The sequence below is a fragment of the Microbacterium sufflavum genome, from assembly GCF_023101165.1.
GTDB lineage: Bacteria > Actinomycetota > Actinomycetes > Actinomycetales > Microbacteriaceae > Microbacterium > Microbacterium sufflavum.
On record NZ_CP078076.1, the window covers coordinates 3,248,432 to 3,264,140 of the forward strand.

Annotated in this window: 14 protein-coding genes; 4 read left to right on the forward strand and 10 right to left on the reverse strand. The window is 69.7% G+C overall.

Features of this window, described 5'->3' with window-relative positions; genetic code table 11:
* Window position 1 precedes the first annotated feature (1 nt).
* The 5 genes from KV394_RS15790 to KV394_RS15810 all read right to left on the reverse strand — a co-directional run bounded on the left by KV394_RS15790 (window position 2) and on the right by KV394_RS15810 (window position 4,467).
* Entirely contained in the window at window positions 2-1,771 is a 1,770-nt protein-coding gene (locus KV394_RS15790) for a peptidoglycan D,D-transpeptidase FtsI family protein (RefSeq protein WP_136031312.1), read from the reverse strand.
* Window positions 1,772-1,795: 24 nt separating this feature from the next.
* Window positions 1,796-2,368, reverse strand: a complete 573-nt coding sequence (locus tag KV394_RS15795; RefSeq protein WP_136031310.1) for a hypothetical protein — start codon at window positions 2,366-2,368, stop codon at window positions 1,796-1,798.
* On the reverse strand, window positions 2,365-3,303 hold the full coding sequence (rsmH, locus tag KV394_RS15800; protein ID WP_247981861.1) for a 16S rRNA (cytosine(1402)-N(4))-methyltransferase RsmH: 939 nt from the start codon (window positions 3,301-3,303) through the stop codon (window positions 2,365-2,367). The genes KV394_RS15795 and rsmH overlap by 4 nt, the downstream gene beginning before the upstream one ends.
* Window positions 3,304-3,406: 103 nt before the next feature.
* Window positions 3,407-3,838, reverse strand: coding sequence for a division/cell wall cluster transcriptional repressor MraZ (gene mraZ / locus KV394_RS15805; protein ID WP_247981862.1), 432 nt, complete (start codon window positions 3,836-3,838; stop codon window positions 3,407-3,409).
* A gap of 254 nt (window positions 3,839-4,092) precedes the next feature.
* Complete coding sequence (locus tag KV394_RS15810) at window positions 4,093-4,467, reverse strand: DUF3040 domain-containing protein (RefSeq protein WP_136031304.1); 375 nt, start codon at window positions 4,465-4,467, stop codon at window positions 4,093-4,095.
* A 96-nt stretch (window positions 4,468-4,563) separates the two neighbouring features.
* Between KV394_RS15810 and KV394_RS15815 the strand changes: the two genes are divergently transcribed.
* Window positions 4,564-5,652, forward strand: coding sequence for a polyprenyl synthetase family protein (locus KV394_RS15815; protein WP_240753216.1), 1,089 nt, complete (start codon window positions 4,564-4,566; stop codon window positions 5,650-5,652).
* A 7-nt stretch (window positions 5,653-5,659) separates the two neighbouring features.
* Here KV394_RS15815 and KV394_RS15820 read toward each other — a convergent pair whose 3' ends face one another.
* Window positions 5,660-6,028, reverse strand: a complete 369-nt coding sequence (locus tag KV394_RS15820) for an Rv2175c family DNA-binding protein (protein WP_205812765.1) — start codon at window positions 6,026-6,028, stop codon at window positions 5,660-5,662.
* Between the two features lie 121 nt (window positions 6,029-6,149).
* Between KV394_RS15820 and KV394_RS15825 the strand changes: the two genes are divergently transcribed.
* Window positions 6,150-7,352 (forward strand): LysM peptidoglycan-binding domain-containing protein, encoded by a 1,203-nt coding sequence (locus KV394_RS15825; RefSeq protein ID WP_247981863.1) that lies wholly within the window; start codon window positions 6,150-6,152, stop codon window positions 7,350-7,352.
* Window positions 7,353-7,426: 74 nt separating this feature from the next.
* Window positions 7,427-9,382 (forward strand): Stk1 family PASTA domain-containing Ser/Thr kinase, encoded by a 1,956-nt coding sequence (gene pknB / locus KV394_RS15830; protein ID WP_136045636.1) that lies wholly within the window; start codon window positions 7,427-7,429, stop codon window positions 9,380-9,382.
* A 64-nt stretch (window positions 9,383-9,446) separates the two neighbouring features.
* Here the strand turns inward: pknB and KV394_RS15835 are convergent, their stop codons facing one another.
* Both KV394_RS15835 and KV394_RS15840 read right to left on the reverse strand, forming a co-directional pair.
* On the reverse strand, window positions 9,447-10,787 hold the full coding sequence (locus KV394_RS15835; RefSeq protein ID WP_136031294.1) for a class II 3-deoxy-7-phosphoheptulonate synthase: 1,341 nt from the start codon (window positions 10,785-10,787) through the stop codon (window positions 9,447-9,449).
* Between the two features lie 47 nt (window positions 10,788-10,834).
* Window positions 10,835-11,524, reverse strand: a complete 690-nt coding sequence (locus KV394_RS15840; protein ID WP_136037280.1) for a lysophospholipid acyltransferase family protein — start codon at window positions 11,522-11,524, stop codon at window positions 10,835-10,837.
* A gap of 147 nt (window positions 11,525-11,671) precedes the next feature.
* Between KV394_RS15840 and KV394_RS15845 the strand changes: the two genes are divergently transcribed.
* Window positions 11,672-13,504, forward strand: coding sequence for an AMP-dependent synthetase/ligase (locus tag KV394_RS15845; protein WP_136045637.1), 1,833 nt, complete (start codon window positions 11,672-11,674; stop codon window positions 13,502-13,504).
* A gap of 54 nt (window positions 13,505-13,558) precedes the next feature.
* Here KV394_RS15845 and def read toward each other — a convergent pair whose 3' ends face one another.
* Window positions 13,559-14,050, reverse strand: coding sequence for a peptide deformylase (def, locus tag KV394_RS15850; RefSeq protein ID WP_136045638.1), 492 nt, complete (start codon window positions 14,048-14,050; stop codon window positions 13,559-13,561).
* Window positions 14,050-15,699 carry a MinD/ParA family ATP-binding protein gene (locus tag KV394_RS15855; protein WP_247981864.1) on the reverse strand — a complete coding sequence of 550 codons (1,650 nt, stop codon included), beginning with the start codon at window positions 15,697-15,699 and terminating at the stop codon, window positions 14,050-14,052. The genes def and KV394_RS15855 overlap by 1 nt, the downstream gene beginning before the upstream one ends.
* Window positions 15,700-15,709: the final 10 nt, after the last annotated feature.

A 15,709-nucleotide genomic window follows, 5' to 3' on the forward strand; every position in this document is an offset into this window, starting at 1 on the left:
ACTATCCGAACTTGGGGAGGAGCGCGTCCATCGGGACAGAGGACGGCATCACGCGATAGGTCTTCATCACCTGCGTCATCGCCTTCTGGAAGGCGGATGCGGTGGCCGCGGACGATACAACCTTAGTCGGCTCGTCGAGAGTGACCACGACGACGTACTGCGGATCGTCGACCGGAGCGAAGCCCACCATGCTCGTGTAGTACACGCCGGCCTTGTATCCGCCGTTGCCGTCGGAGACCTGTGCGGTACCCGTCTTGCTCGTCACGCGGTAGCCGGGAACCTGGATGCGATCGGCGTTGCCGCCCTGGACCGCGACGTTCTCGAGCATGCGGGTGAGGTCGGCCGCGGTCTGCGGTGCGACGATCTGCTCGTGCTCGGGCTTCTTCACCTCGGAGACCGTGCCGTCCGCGCCGGTGCAGGACTCGACCAGCGACAGGTCGATCTTCTCGCCGCCGTTCGCGATCGCCTGGTATGCGCCGGCGAGCTGCGGCGCGGTGACCGTGAAGTACTGGCCGAACGTGGTCGTGTACAGCGACTGGCTGTCCCAGTCGGAGACGGGGTGCAGCAGGCCGGACACCTCGGACGGGAAGTCGAGCGTCTTCTGGCCGACGCCGAACCGCTGCAGGTAGTCGTAGCGCACTTCGGGCGACACCATGGTGCCGAACTTGGACAGTGCGACGTTCGACGAGTCGATCAGGCCGCCCGCGAGCGTGTAGTTGTAGGCCGGGTGCGAGAAGGCGTCGTTGATGACGGCACCGTTCGGGAACGTCTCGCGCGACGAGGCGGTCACCGTGCTCAGGGGCGTGAGACCCGCGCCCTCGATCGCGGCCGCGGCGGTGATCGCCTTGAACGTGGATCCCGGCTCGAAGTCTCGGTGGAAGATCTGGCTGTAGCGCGTCTCGGGCGTGGAGGAGTCGAGGTCGTTGGGGTCCATCGCCGGCCACTCGGCCGCAGCGCGGATCTTGCCCGTCGCCACCTCGACGACCGTCACGGTGCCGCCCTTGGCGCCCTGCTTCTGCGCCTCCTCGCCGATCATCTGCTGGAGGTACCACTGCAGGTCGCTGTTGATCGTGAGCTGCACGGTGCCGCCGTCCACGGCGTCGACGACCTTCTCGCTGCCCGGGATGACGACGCCGTCCTTGCCCTTGCGGTACGTCTCCTCACCGTCGACCGGCGCGAGGCACGTCTCCTCGAGCTGCTCGACGCCGGCCTTCGCCTCCCCCGTGTTGTCGAGGAAGCCGAGGATGTTCCCGGCGACCGCACCGTTCGGGTAGACCCGCGTCTCCCGCGGCTTGAGCGACAGGTAGGAGCCGATGCCGAGGTCGCGCAGAGCGATGTACTGCTCGGTGTTCAGGCCCTTCTTGAGCGGCGCGTACTGGCTGTTCGGGTTCTCGGCGAGGGCGTTGGAGACCAGCGCCCGCACCTCCTCGCCGGTCTGACCGGTGATCGCGGCGATCTTGTCCGAGGCCTCGGCCCACGGCAGCTTCGGGTTCTTCTCCTCGACGAGCATGATCACCTGCGGGCTCAGCTGGGCGTCGTAGACCATGACGCTCGATGCGAGCACGGTGCCCCCGGAGTCGACGATCGAGCCGCGCTGGCCGGGGATGGCGGAACCCGCCCCGATGTGCTCGAGCGACTGCGAGACGTGCTCATCGGCGCTCACGACCTGGATGTCGACGAGGCGGACGACGAACGCCACCAGGACCGAGAGGATGACCGCCAGAGCGACGACAGTGCGTCGCCGCGGTCCGCGCGTGGCTCGTGTCGTCATGGGATCTCTCCGTGGTCGTTGCGATCAGTGGGTGGTGGGGCTGGGGAGGCCGTCGGTGATGGCCGGCGGAAGATCCTGCGCGGGCGGCGCGACGCCGTCCTCGCCCTGCGCGGTCTGCTCCGCGGGCGGTGCGTTCTCGGTGATCAGCACGTTCCCGACGGCCGCCGCGCCGTTCGGGTCGACGGTCGAGGTCCAGTCGGCTCCCGACCCCGTGCCGAAGACCGCGCCGTCGCTGAGCCGGAGGTACGAGGGGGAACCGGCGACGACCATCCCGAGCGCGGCCGCGCTGCTGGCGAGCACCTGCGGCGAGCTCAGGCCGGTGAGCTCCTCCTGCAGGGCGTGCGTGTGCAGATCCAGCTCCCGCTGCTGGGACGACAGGCCCGCGAGGGTGAACGAGTCCTGCGTGATCGCGAGGGACAATCCGACCTGCGCCGCGCCGATGGCGAGGGCGCCGGCCAGGGCCACGAGCGCATAGGCCAGCTTCGGCTTGCGGCGGACCGCGGGGGTGGTGACCGGCTGCAGTCGCCGCTTCGGTGCGCGCTGCGGCGCCTCGGAGGGCAGCGGACGGGCCGCCGTGCGTACTGCGTTCATGCTCATGCGCTCTCCCGCACCTTCTCAGCGGCGCGCAGGCGCACCGGGATCGCCCGCGGGTTGCGGGCGCGCTCTTCGTCGTCGGCGAGCTCCGCGCCCTTGGTCAGGATGCGGAAGCGGGGGGCGTGCTCCGGGAGCTCGACCGGCAGCCCCGCCGGGGCCGTGGACGCGGACGCGGCCGCGAACGCCTGCTTGACCAGGCGGTCTTCCAGCGACTGGTACGACATCACGACGATGCGCCCGCCGACGGCGAGGGCGTCCATCGCGGCCGGGATCGCGTCGGCGAGCACGTTCAGCTCCGCATTGACCTCGATGCGCAGCGCCTGGAACACCCGCTTGGCGGGGTGTCCAGCGCGCTGGGCGGCCGCGGGCGTGGCAGCGACGAGGATGTCGACGAGTTCGCCCGACCGCAGGATCGGCTGCCTCTGCCGTGCCTCGATGATGAATCGGGCGTAGCGGCCCGCGAGCTTCTCCTCGCCGTAGCGCTCGAAGATGCGCCGCAGGTTGCCCTCGCTGTAGGTCGCGATGACGTCGGCGGCGGTGACGCCCTTCGTCTGGTCCATCCGCATGTCCAGCGGAGCGTCCTTGGCGTACGCGAAACCGCGCTCGGCCTCGTCGAGTTGCAGCGAGGAGACCCCGAGGTCGAACAGGATGCCCGCGGCGCCCTGAGCGTGCAGGCCGATCTCGTCGTAGACGGCGTGCACCAGGGTGAGGCGATCGCGGAACCGGGCGAGCCGCTCACCCGCGATCCGCAGCGCGTCGGTGTCGCGGTCGAGCCCGATCAGGCGGATGCCGGGGAACCGCTCCAGCAGCGCCTCGGAGTGGCCGCCCATTCCGAGGGTCGCGTCGACCAGGACGGCGCCGTCCTCCTGCAGGGCGGGCGCGAGCAGCTCGACGCAGCGGTCGAGCAGGACGGGGGTGTGGATGTCGCGGAGGCTCATGATCTCTCTCGGGTCCGACCTTCGGCTCTGATCCCCCTCCGCTTCGCGACCCGGCACCGGGGAAGTGTGTCGGGGCGGGAGCGGCGGGGCATCACAGCCGTGGTCAGAACAGTCCCGGAATCACCTCCTGCTCCAGTTCGGCGTAGGACTCCTCACCAGCGGCGAGGTAGGCGTTCCAGCTCTCGGCGTCCCAGATCTCGGCGTGAGCACCGACTCCGGTCACGATGAGCGCCTTCTGAAGACCGGCGTACTGACGCAGGTGGGCGGGGATGGTGATGCGGTTCTGGCTGTCGGGCATCTCCGCGCTTGCTCCGGAGAGGAACAGGCGCATGAAGTCACGTGCCTGCTTGTTCGCGAGCGGCGCCTGACGGATCCGCTCGTGCATCGCCTCGAACTCGGCCGTGCTGAAGACGTAGAGGCAGCGCTCCTGACCGCGGGTGACGACGATGCCGCCGCCCAGGTCCTCGCGGAACTTCGCGGGAAGGATGACCCGTCCCTTGTCGTCCAGCTTCGGTGAGTGCGTGCCCAGCAGCATCGGCCTTCACCCCCTCTCCGTCCGGCCAACTCGAGGTGCGCCCCACTTTACTCCACTTTACTCCACTTTCCTATGACGAATGCCCGTAGATTCTGCTCTAAGGGCTCCGGGCGCGCCAGAGAACCGCGTGATTATGCGGTGGAGCGGGGTGGAGCGTCAGTGGAGGGTCGTGGAGGCCCAGTGGAGGAAAGAGTCCACACACGGAAAAAGCCCGGATGCAGAGCATCCGGGCTTCTCAGAGAAGGTGGGGCGGGTCACCGTCCGTCTTGGCGGCGATCCCAGCGATCGTTCATGCGATCCATGAAGGAGGAGGAGTCCTGTCGCTTCGCGGTCGAACGCTGACGCGGCTCGGCCGGCGCCGAGCGACGCACGGGGGTGACCGCGAGCATGACGCCGGCAAGCATGGCCGCGAATCCGATGACCCCGACCACCACACCCCAGACATCGCCGAGGATGACACCGACGACGAGACCGCCGACGCCCGCGAGCAGCAGGAGCGCCCCGTAGACGAGGTTGCGATAGCTGAGTGCGCGGTCACCGGACGGCGCGCTCACCACATCGGCGTCATTGTGAAGGAGATGGCGTTCCATCTCGTCGAGCAGACGTTGCTCCTGTTCGGAGAGTGGCATCTCGTCCCCCTCGGGTATGGTGCACTCCAGTCTACGCTCGACGGGCGTCCGGGGCCAGCGTCAGGCCCCTCCCTTCCTTTACGTATGCTGGGAGTCGTGCCGTCAGCCTCTCCCGTCCCCGACGCCGTCGCCGCCCGACTGGACGGCTTCCTCGCACGCATGCGGGAGGAGTCATCGGCCTACGGGCCGGATGCGGGCGCGTTCCTCGACATGGCGGCGAGCACGCTAGCGGGTGGCAAGCGACTGCGCGCGCGCTTCTGTCATGCCGGGTGGCGTGCCGTCGCCCGTTTCCACGAGCGCACGGCCACCGAGGACGACCGCCTGTGGGATCTGTGCGCGGCCCTCGAGATCTTCCAATCCGCCGCCCTCGTGCACGACGACCTGATCGACAATTCCGACACCAGGCGCGGTCGCCCCGCGGCCCATCGCGCCCTCGAGGCGTCGCACCGCGGCGCCCGCTGGAGCGGAGACGCGGAGGCTTTCGGTCGCGCGGGGGCCGTTCTGCTCGGCGACCTCCTGGTGGCGTGGAGCGACGACCTGCTCGAAGCCGCCCTCGACGGCCATCCGCACGCGAGCGCCGTGCGCGGGGAGTACGCCCGCATGCGACGCGATGTGACCACGGGCCAGTTCCTGGACATCGCAGAGGAGTCCGCCTGGAGCGTCAATCCGGCGGAGGAGCACGCGGAACGCGCGTTGCGCATCGCCTCGCTCAAGTCGGCCAGGTACAGCATCGAGCAGCCGCTCGTCCTCGGTGCCGCCTTCGCCGGCGCAGACCACGAGCAGCTCGCAGCGCTGCGGCGCTTCGGTCACCCGGTCGGGATGGCGTTCCAACTCCGAGACGACGTGCTGGGCGTCTTCGGCGACAGCAGCGTGACGGGCAAGCCGGCCGGCGACGATCTGCGAGAGGGCAAGCGGACGGTTCTGGTCGCGCTGACCCGCGAGGCGCTCGACGCGCCCGCACGCACCATCCTCGATGAGCTGCTCGGCGACCCGGCCCTGAGTGCGCAGCAGGTGGCCGCTCTGCAGTCGACCATCGCGGACTCCGGCGCGCTCGCACGGGTGGAAGACATGATCTCCGCCTACGCCCGCGAGGCGGACAGGGCGCTGACCGGAGCTCCGCTCGACAACGCCGCCGTGGGCGAGCTCCGCGACCTCGGGCGAGCCGCGACAGTGCGCTCTGCCTGAAGCCCGCTCAGGCCAGGGTGCGCGCGAGTCGGCGGACCTCGCTCTTGTGGCCGGCGAGCAGCGACGCGATGGGCGAACGGCCGAGGCTCTCCTCCTCCGCCAGAAGCCAGTCGATGAGCTCGTCATCGCTGAAGCCCGCATCCTGCAGCACGATGACCGTGCCGCGCAGCGAACTCAGCGGGTGCCCGTCGACGATGAACACGGACGGCACGGCGAAGACACCGGTACGACGCGATCCGACCAGGTGATGGTCGTCGATCAGTCGACGCACGCGTCCCAGCGGCTCACCGAGGACCTCGACGAGGTCGGGCAGCGTCAACCACTCGACGGGGGCGGCTTCGGGTGAGGCGGCAACGTTCTCAGACACGATGCCCACTATCTCACCTCGGCGTCCCTGACGCATTTCAGCACTCGCGTCACACTGTTCACATGTGTCACTTCTGTTGACATCTCTATACATCCGTGTCAGCGTGAAGTGCTCGAAAAGGGGGCCCGTCGTGAACCTTCAGACCGCTGCTCGCCGCGCTCGAACCCTGCAGCTGGGGCTGCCCGCCGCGATCGCCGGCGCTCTCGCCGCAACGCTGACAGCCGCGCCGGCCGTCGCCGTGACCGACGCCTCGGTCGCGCCGCTCGAACGGCAGCGCACCGCTCCCCCGCGCGGCGTGCCCGCCCAGGTGGCGCCGGCAACCTATATCGTCCAGCCGGGCGACACCGTGGCGGCGATCGCCGCTCGCTTCGGGCTGCGCACGGCCGATGTCCTGACCTGGAACGGCCTGTCCTGGCGCTCCGTGATCTACCCGGGGCAGACGCTCGTGCTCCATCCTGCCGCCGCTCCGGCGCCTGCTCCGGCACCGGCGCCCGCACCGGCCGCCACCACCGTGCACGCCGTCGTCGCGGGAGACACGGTCTACGCCATCGCGCAGCGCTACGGCACGAGCGTCGATGCGGTCCTGTCCGCGAACAGGCTCACCCGCGCCTCGATCATCTACCCGGGGCAGAGCCTCGCCATCGGCGCGCCCGCGGCTGCGCCCGCCGCGGCACCCGCTCCCGCTCCGGCTCCGGCTCCGGCGCCCGCTCCCGCGGCGACGACGCACACGGTCGCTGCCGGTGACACGCTGTACGGGATCGCCCAGTCCTACGGCACCACGACGCAGGCTCTCTTCGCACTGAACGGTCTCGGGCCGTCGTCGATCATCTACCCCGGGCAGAAGATCGCCGTGCAGGCGGCCGCGGCTCCTGCGCCGGCCACAGCCCCGGCGGCCGCTCCCGCACCGGGAGGTCAACTCAGCGCCGCTCTCACCGCGGAGCAGGCCGGCACCGCCGCCCTCATCATCCGTATCGGTCGCGAGCTCGGCGTGTCCGATCGCGCCATCGCGACGGCGCTCGCGACCGGCATGGTCGAGTCCGGGCTGCGCAACCTGGACTGGGGCGATCGGGATTCGCTCGGCATCTTCCAGCAGCGCCCGAGCACCGGGTGGGGCACGCCGGAGCAGATCATGGACGCCGACCGCAGCACCCGCGTGTTCTATGGCGGCCCGAGCGATCCGAACGGCACGGTCACCCGAGGCCTGCTCGACATCCCCGGGTGGGAGAGCCTGTCGTTCACCGCCGCAGCGCAGGCCGTGCAGATCTCCGCCTACCCCGACAAGTACGGGCAGTGGGAGGCTCAGGCCTACGCCTGGCTCGCGCTGTACGGCTGAGATGTCCGGGGAATACGGGGTCCAGGGGTGAGGCGCTCCCGGGGCTTTCAGGCAATCCTCCCTAGAATTCTGACGTGACGACCAATCAGCAGGCCGACCCCCTCATCGGGCGGCTCGTCGACGGTCGGTACCGAGTCCGAGCTCGAATCGCGCGCGGCGGGATGGCCACGGTATACGTCGCCACGGACCTCCGCCTCGAACGCCGCATCGCCCTCAAGGTCATGCACGCGCACCTCAGCGACGACTCCGCGTTCCAGAGCCGCTTCATCCAGGAGGCGCGCGCCGCGGCACGACTGGCCGATCCGCACGTCGTGAACGTCTTCGACCAGGGCCAGGACGGCGAGCTCGCCTACCTGGTGATGGAGTACCTGCCCGGCATCACCCTGCGCGAACTCCTCCGGGAGCAGAAACGCCTCACGGTCGCGCAGACCATCACGATCATGGACGCCGTGCTCGCCGGGCTCTCCGCGGCGCACCGTGCCGGGATCGTGCACCGCGACGTGAAGCCCGAGAACGTGCTGCTCGCCGAGGACGGCCGCATCAAGATCGGCGACTTCGGACTGGCCCGCGCGACGACCGCGAACACCGCGACCGGACAGCAGCTCCTCGGCACCATCGCCTACCTCGCGCCGGAGCTCGTCACCCGCGGAACGGCCGACGCACGCAGCGACATCTATGCGCTCGGCATCATGCTGTACGAGATGCTCGTGGGCGAGCAGCCCTACAAGGGCGAGCAGCCGATGCAGATCGCGTTCCAGCACGCCACGGAGTCGGTGCCGCGCCCCAGCGTGCGCAATCCCGCCGTTCCCGAGCAGCTGGACGAGCTCGTGCTGTGGGCGACCGAGAAGTCGCCGGACGAGCGGCCGGACGATGCACAGCAGATGCTCGAGCGCCTTCGCGACATCGAGCGCGAGCTCGGCATCTCCCCCGCGGTGACCAGGGCGACCGTTCCCCCCCAGAGCGCCGCCGACTCGGGCGACCTGACCAAGGTGATGCCGGGCACGATGGTGATCCCCGACGCTGTCGCGCCCACCGCCGGCACGGTCGACAACGCCACGATCCTGCGGCGCCGTGCATCCAAGCGCCGCGCCCGCGGAGCCTTCCTCCTGTCCCTCGTGCTGCTGCTGGCCGTGCTCGCCGGCGGCGTCGGCTGGTGGTTCGGCTCCGGCCCCGGCTCGCTCATCGCCGTACCCGCCGTCGCGGGTCAGACGTACGACCAGGCCGCCGCCGAGCTCACCGATGCCGGATTCGTGCCGACGCAGCGCGACGAGTTCTCGGTCGATGTCGACAAGGGCACCGTGATCGAGACCGATCCGGGCGAGGGCTCACGCCTCGACAAGGGGGCGACGGTCGCGGTCGTCGTCTCCGCCGGACCCGCGTCGCACGACATCGCCGCCGTGGCCGGGGTGCCTGCCGACGAGGTGCGCACGGCCCTGGAGGGGGCGAACCTGGAGATCACCGACGACGAGGAGTACTTCACCGACGTCGCCGACGGCTCGGTCATCAACGTGCGCATCACCCCCCGCGCGGGTGGCGACGCCTACGGCTGCGACGAGGGCTGCACGGTCTTCGAGAAGGACACCGCCACCATCCAGATCTCGCGCGGCCCCGTGCCGGATGTGAGCGATATGACCGTGAGCCAGGCGACCGACGCCCTCACCAGCAAGGGCCTCAAGGTCAACGCCGAGAGCCAGTACCAGCCCAGCGACACGATCGGGAAGGACCGCGTCATCGGTATCGCCGAGCGTGGCGAGGAGGGGTCCTGGCGTCCGGGCGAGACCGTGCAGCTCATCGTCTCCCAGGGTCCGCCGCTGTTCGACGTCCCCGACGTGTCAGGGCTGTCCCGCGACGAGGCGACCAAGGCACTGCGTGACGCCGGCTTCAAGTGGGCGTACACGAGCGGCACCGGTCTCCCGGACTCGGTGTGGGATCTGCTGGCCAATCAGAACACGCGCGTCGAGTCGTACAGTCCGACGGACCCGCAGCGGAAGGGCGCGACGATCACGCTCACGATGGGCTTCGCCGGCTGAGTCGGCGCATGACGAAGGGGCCGGAACGATGTTCCGGCCCCTTCGTCATGCAGTGTCCGCGGCGTCAGCGCTTCTCGAGCTCCTCGGCCACGAGGAACGCCAGCTCCAGGGACTGCATGTGGTTCAGGCGCGGGTCGCACAGGCTCTCGTAGCGCGTCGCGAGGGCGGCCTCGTCGATCTGCTCCGAGCCGCCGAGGCACTCGGTCACGTCGTCGCCCGTGAGCTCGACGTGGATGCCGCCCGGGAACGTGCCCACGGAGCGGTGCGCCTCGAAGAAGCCGCGCACCTCGTCGACCACGTCATCGAAGCGCCGCGTCTTGTATCCCGTGGGCGTCGTGATGCCGTTGCCGTGCATGGGGTCGGTGACCCACAGCGGCTGCGCGCCCGACTCGCGGACCGCCTCGAGCAGCGGAGGCAGCGCATCGCGGATCTTGCCGGCACCCATGCGCGTGATGAAGGTCAGTCGTCCGGGCTCGCGCTCGGGGTCGAGCTTGTCGATCAGCGCGAGAGCCGTCTCCGGCGTCGTCGTCGGGCCGAGCTTGACGCCGATCGGGTTGCGGATCTTCGAGAAGTAGTCGACGTGCGCGCCGTCGAGCTCGCGCGTGCGCTCACCGATCCACAGGAAGTGGGCGGACGTGTTGTACGGGGTGTCCGTGCGCGAGTCGATGCGCGTCATCGGCCGCTCGTAATCCATCAGGAGGCCCTCGTGGCCGGTGAAGAACTCGACGCGCTTCAGCTCGTCGAAGTCGGCGCCCGCAGCCTCCATGAACTTGATGGCCCGGTCGATCTCGGCGGCCATGCGCTCGTAGCGCTGGTTGGCCGGGTTCTGCGCGAACCCCTTGTTCCACGAGTGCACCTCGCGCAGATCGGCGAAACCACCCTGCGTGAACGCGCGGATCAGGTTCAGCGTCGACGCGGCCGTGTGGTAGCCCTGCAGCAGACGACCGGGGTCGGCCTGGCGCGAGCCCTCCGTGAAGTCGTAGCCGTTGACGATGTCGCCACGGTACGCCGGCAGGGTGACCTCGCCACGGGTCTCGGTGTCGCTCGAGCGCGGCTTGGCGAACTGCCCGGCCATGCGCCCCATCTTCACGATCGGCATCGACGCCCCGTAGGTGAGCACCACCGCCATCTGCAGCACCGTCTTGATGCGGTTGCGGATCTGCTCCGCGGTCGCGCCCGCGAAGGTCTCGGCGCAGTCGCCGCCCTGGAGCAGGAAAGCCTGGCCGGAGGCGGCACGCGCGAGGCGGTCGCGAAGATTGTCGACCTCCCCCGCGAAGACCAGCGGCGGGAGAGCGGCGATCTGCCGGGAGACGTCGGCGACGCGGTCGGCGTCCGGCCACTGCGGCTGCTGCTTGATGGGAAGCGAGCGCCAGGCATCAAGGGCATCGATGTGGTGCGGGAGCATGCGTCAAGCCTACTGGTCGGCGACGGTGCCGAGATGCGCTGCGGAGGCTATGTGACGCGGGTGGGCAGGCGGTCCTTCACGGTCGAGGCGTAGACGTCTTCGTACTCCTGCTGACCCAGTCGCTGCAGCGCCACCATGATCTCGTCGGTGACGGAGCGCAGGATGTAGCGGTCGTTCTCCATGCCCGCGTAGCGAGAGAAGTCGAGGGGCTCGCCGATCACGATCCCGACCCGCATGATGCGGGGAATGCGTCGACCGATCGGCATCGCGGTGTCGGTGTCGACCATGATCACGGGGACCACGGGGACCTTCGCCTCGAGCGCCATCCGCGCGATGCCGGTGCGTCCGCGGTAGAGCTTGCCGTCGGGGCTGCGCGTCCCCTCCGGATAGATGCCGAGCAGCTCGCCGCCGCCGAGCACCTGCAGTCCCGTGTTGAGCGAAGCCTCCGAGGCCTTGCCGCCCGAGCGGTCGATGGGCAGCTGTCCTGTCGCCTTCATGAAGAACTTCGTCGACCAGCCCTTGAGGCCGCGACCGGTGAAGTAGTCGCTCTTGGCGAGGAACGACATCGGCCGATCGATCACGAGGGGAAGGAAGATGGAGTCGGCGAACGAGAGGTGATTGCTGGCGAGGATCGCCGCACCGCTCGCGGGCACGTTCTTCCGGCCCACGATCCAGGGGCGGAACACCGCCTTGACCACGGGGCCGATCACGACGTACTTCATCAGCCAGTAGAACATCGAGGTGAAGTCTAGCGCCGCTCCGGTGTCCGCCCCAGCCCCGCTCGCACAGGCCGTGCGCGACTCAGTTTCACCCTGAGCGCGACCGGGTGCCATGCCCTAGACTCGAACCAACGCCCGTGCCCGACCGGTACCGAAGGAGCTGCCGTGGTCCAGTTTGAAGTCCCCGCGATCGTCCCCGCCGATCCCGACGCGAACGTCGCCGACCTTCTCGCGGAGCGCGTGCGCGCCACGCCCGACCGCCCCCTCTTCTCCGTCCCCCAGGGCGACGGGTGGCGCGACATCTCCGCCGCCGACTTCCAGACCGCGGTCATCGCCCTGGCGAAGGGCTTCGCGGCCGCCGGCATCCAACCCGGCGAGAAGGTCGGCTTCCTCGCCCGGACGACCTACGAGTGGACGCTGGTCGACTTCGCCCTGTTCTACGCGGGCGCGGTGATGGTCCCCATCTACGAGACCAGCTCCCCCTCCCAGATCCAGTGGATCCTGGAGGACTCCGGTGCGATCGCGCTCATCGTCGAGTCTCCCGAGCACTTCGCACGCGTCGACGAGGTGCGCAGCGACCTCCCCCTGCTGCGCGAGGTCTGGCAGCTGCACCTCGGCGCGATCGACACCCTCACCGCGCAGGGAGCGTCCGTCTCCGACGAGGAGATCGACCGCCGCCGCACCCTCGCCGTCGCCTCGGACATCGCCACCCTCATCTACACCTCCGGCTCGACCGGGCGCCCCAAGGGGTGTGTGCTCACCCACAGCAACTTCGTCGAGCTGTCCCGCAACGCCGCGAAGGCGCTCGACGAGGTCGTGCAGACGCCCGGCTCCTCCACGCTGCTGTTCATCACCACCGCGCACGTGTTCGCACGCTTCATCTCGATCCTCAACATCCACGCCGGCGTGCGCACGGGTCATCAGCCGGACACGCGCCAGCTGCTGCCGGCACTCGGCTCGTTCAAGCCCACGTTCCTCCTCGCCGTCCCGCGCGTGTTCGAGAAGGTCTACAACTCGGCGGAGCAGAAGGCCGAAGCGGGCGGCAAGGGCAAGATCTTCCGCGCAGCCGCCGACGTCGCGATCGAGCACTCGCGCCTCCTCGAAGAGGGCAAGAAGATCCCGTTCGGCATGAAGCTCAAGTTCGCGCTCTTCAACAAGCTGGTCTACAGCAAGCTGCGCGAGGCCATGGGCGGCAACGTGGTCTACGCGGTGTCGGGCTCGGCTCCCCTCGGCGCCCGCCTCGGCCACTTCTTCCACAGCCTCGGCGTCGTCATCCTCGAGGGCTACGGCCTCACCGAGACCACGGCACCGGCCACCGTGAACCTCGCGGACAAGTCCAAGATCGGCACCGTCGGCCCCGCTCTTCCCGGGGTCGGCATCCGGCTTGCGGACGACGGCGAGATCGAGGTCCGCGGCATCAACGTCTTCAAGGAGTACTGGAACAACCCGGAGGCCACCGCCGAAGCCTTCAGCGAGGGCGGCTGGTTCCACACCGGCGACATCGGCAGCTTCGACTCCGAGGGCTTCCTCACCATCACCGGCCGGAAGAAGGAGATCATCGTCACCGCCGGCGGCAAGAACGTCGCACCCGCCGCACTCGAGGATCCCATCCGCGCGAACCCGATCGTCGGCCAGGTGGTCGTCGTGGGCGATCAGCGCCCGTTCATCTCGGCGCTCGTGACGCTCGACCCCGAGATGCTGCCCACCTGGCTCGCCAACAACGGACTGGACGAGAAGATGTCGCTCGCGGATGCCTCCACCAACCCGGCGGTGCGCGCCGAGGTGCAGCGCGCGGTGGACGCGGCCAACCAGCGGGTCTCGCGGGCCGAGTCGATCCGCAAGTTCACGATCCTCGACTCGGAGTGGACGGAGGCCTCCGGCCACCTCACCCCGAAGCTCTCCATCAAGCGCAACGTCATCATGAACGACTTCGCCGACGAGATCTCCGCGATCTACGACGAGCCGGTCGCCACCACCAACGTCGCCATCGGCGGCTGAGCGGCACCTCAGTCGCAGAAGGGCCCCGCCGCGGCGGGGCCCTTCTTCATGCGGCTAGAACCAGGAGCTCTCGCGCACCTGCCGCATCGCGACCTTGCGCGTCTCCGGGTCGAGCCGGGTGAGGAAGAGCTTGCCGTCGAGGTGGTCCGTCTCGTGCTGGAGCGCCTGGGCCAACAGCCCTTCGCCCTCGAGCACCACAGGCTGCCCGTCGAGATCGATGCCCTCGACCCTGGCCCACGGATGGCGCTGCGCGTCGTGCCACAAGCCCGGCACGGACAGGCACCCCTCCCCCGTGGGCTGGGGTTCCCCGCGAACCTCGGTCAGCACAGGATTGAGGACGTAGCCGATGTCGCCGTCGATGTTGTAGCTGAACGCCCGGACGGCGACGCCGATCTGGTTCGCGGCCACACCGGCCCGTCCGGGGAGCGCGACCGTGTCGACGAGGTCGGCCACCAGGGCGCGGACGCCGTCGTCGATCTCATCGATCGGAGCGCACACCGTTCGCAGGACCGGGTCGCCGAAGATGCGGATCTCGCGGACGGCCATCAGGCGGCCTTCGCCCGCAGGCCCTCGACGAGCAGGGCGGCGAGCTCCCGCGCGGCCGTGCGGGTCTCCGGCTGCAGGTTCGCGAACACGATGCTCCCTCCGCCCGCGATCTGCGGGTCGTACGGGACCCGCACCACGCTGCGCACCCGGGTGGCGAAGTGGGCCTGCAGCTCGTTGAGGCGCACGAGCGGGCTGCCCGGCGTGGACTGGTTGAGCACCACGATCGCGTTGCGCGCCTGCTCGGTGTAGCCGTTGGTCTCCAGCCACGTGAGCGTCTCGGACGCGAGGCGTGCCTCGTCGACGCTGAGACCCGACACGATCACGAGCTGATCGGCGAGATCGAGCGTGGCCGACATCACCGAGTGCACGATGCCGGTACCGGTGTCGGTGAGGACGAGCGAGTAGTAGTGCGCGGCGACCGCGGCGACATCGCGGTAGTCGGTGTCGCTGAAGGCCTCGGCCACGTGCGGGTCGGCGTCGGACGCGAGCACGTCGAGCCTGGTCGCGTCACGAGCCACGATCGCGGAGATGTCGTGGTAGCCGCGCACCTCGTCACGGATACGCACGAGATCGCGCACGGACTTGCCGTGCTGCGGACGGACGACCCGGTCGGCGAGGGTGCCGCGATCCGGGTTCGCGTCCACCGCGATCACGCGGTCCTCGCGGGCATCGGCGAGAGCCATGCCGAGAAGCGCGGTGATGGTGGTCTTGCCCACGCCGCCCTTGCGGGACAGCACGGGGATGAAGCGCGCACCGCCCGTCAGCGGCGCGCCGATGCGCGCCGTGAGCGCCTTGCGTTCGCGGGCCCGTCGGCTGTCACCGATGTTGATCCGCCGACCGGACACCGTATAGAGGAAGTGGCTCCAGCCGCCCTCCGGCTCGGGCTTGGTGACGTGGTGCGGGTCGAGCAGACGGTCGGCCGTCAGCAGATCGGCGGACTCACGCGCGGACTCGCTGAGCTCCCCGAGGCGCTTCGAGGCGAGGGTGACCTCGGCGGCGGGTGCGGGCTGCACCGGCGACGGGGTGACGGATCGGCTGTCGGACGTGGACATCCGTGGCTCCTTCCGGGGCGATGGACCTGGCGAGACGGAGGACGGGGAGGCAGCAGCCCCCGCATCCGCACCAGCCTTCGCGAGGAAGCGGGCGGCGGCCGCCTCCTCCTCGGCGTGCGGGGACGAGACGTCGTCCGAGCCGGGCTCGTCACCCGCGGACGAGTCGTCGAGCACGATCACCTCCCGCACCGCATCGGTCTCGGACCCGGCGGGTCGCTGAGCCCCCTCGTCGATCGCGGCTTTCACGATCGGCTTCTCCGGCGCCGGGGCGGGCGGCGGCGTATCGGACGACACCGGCGACGCCGCCGTCGCCTCTTCCACCGGCGGAGTCACGGGCGTCGAGCTGATCGTGATCGCCGCAGCGGCGATCGGAACAGGGGCGCCCTCGACCGCGACGTCGTCGATGATGAGGTCGCCCACCACCTCGCCGTCCACGACACCGTCATCGACGAGGTCGTCGTCCTCCTCGATCGGCAGCGTCACCCGCACCTGGGCGGTCCCGCCGAGGATGCCGATGCCCGCCGTGTCGATCGACCCGGTGTCGTCCAGCACCCCCAGCGGATTCTCGTCAGGGTCGCCTGTCTTCTTCGTGGTCACGTGTCACTCC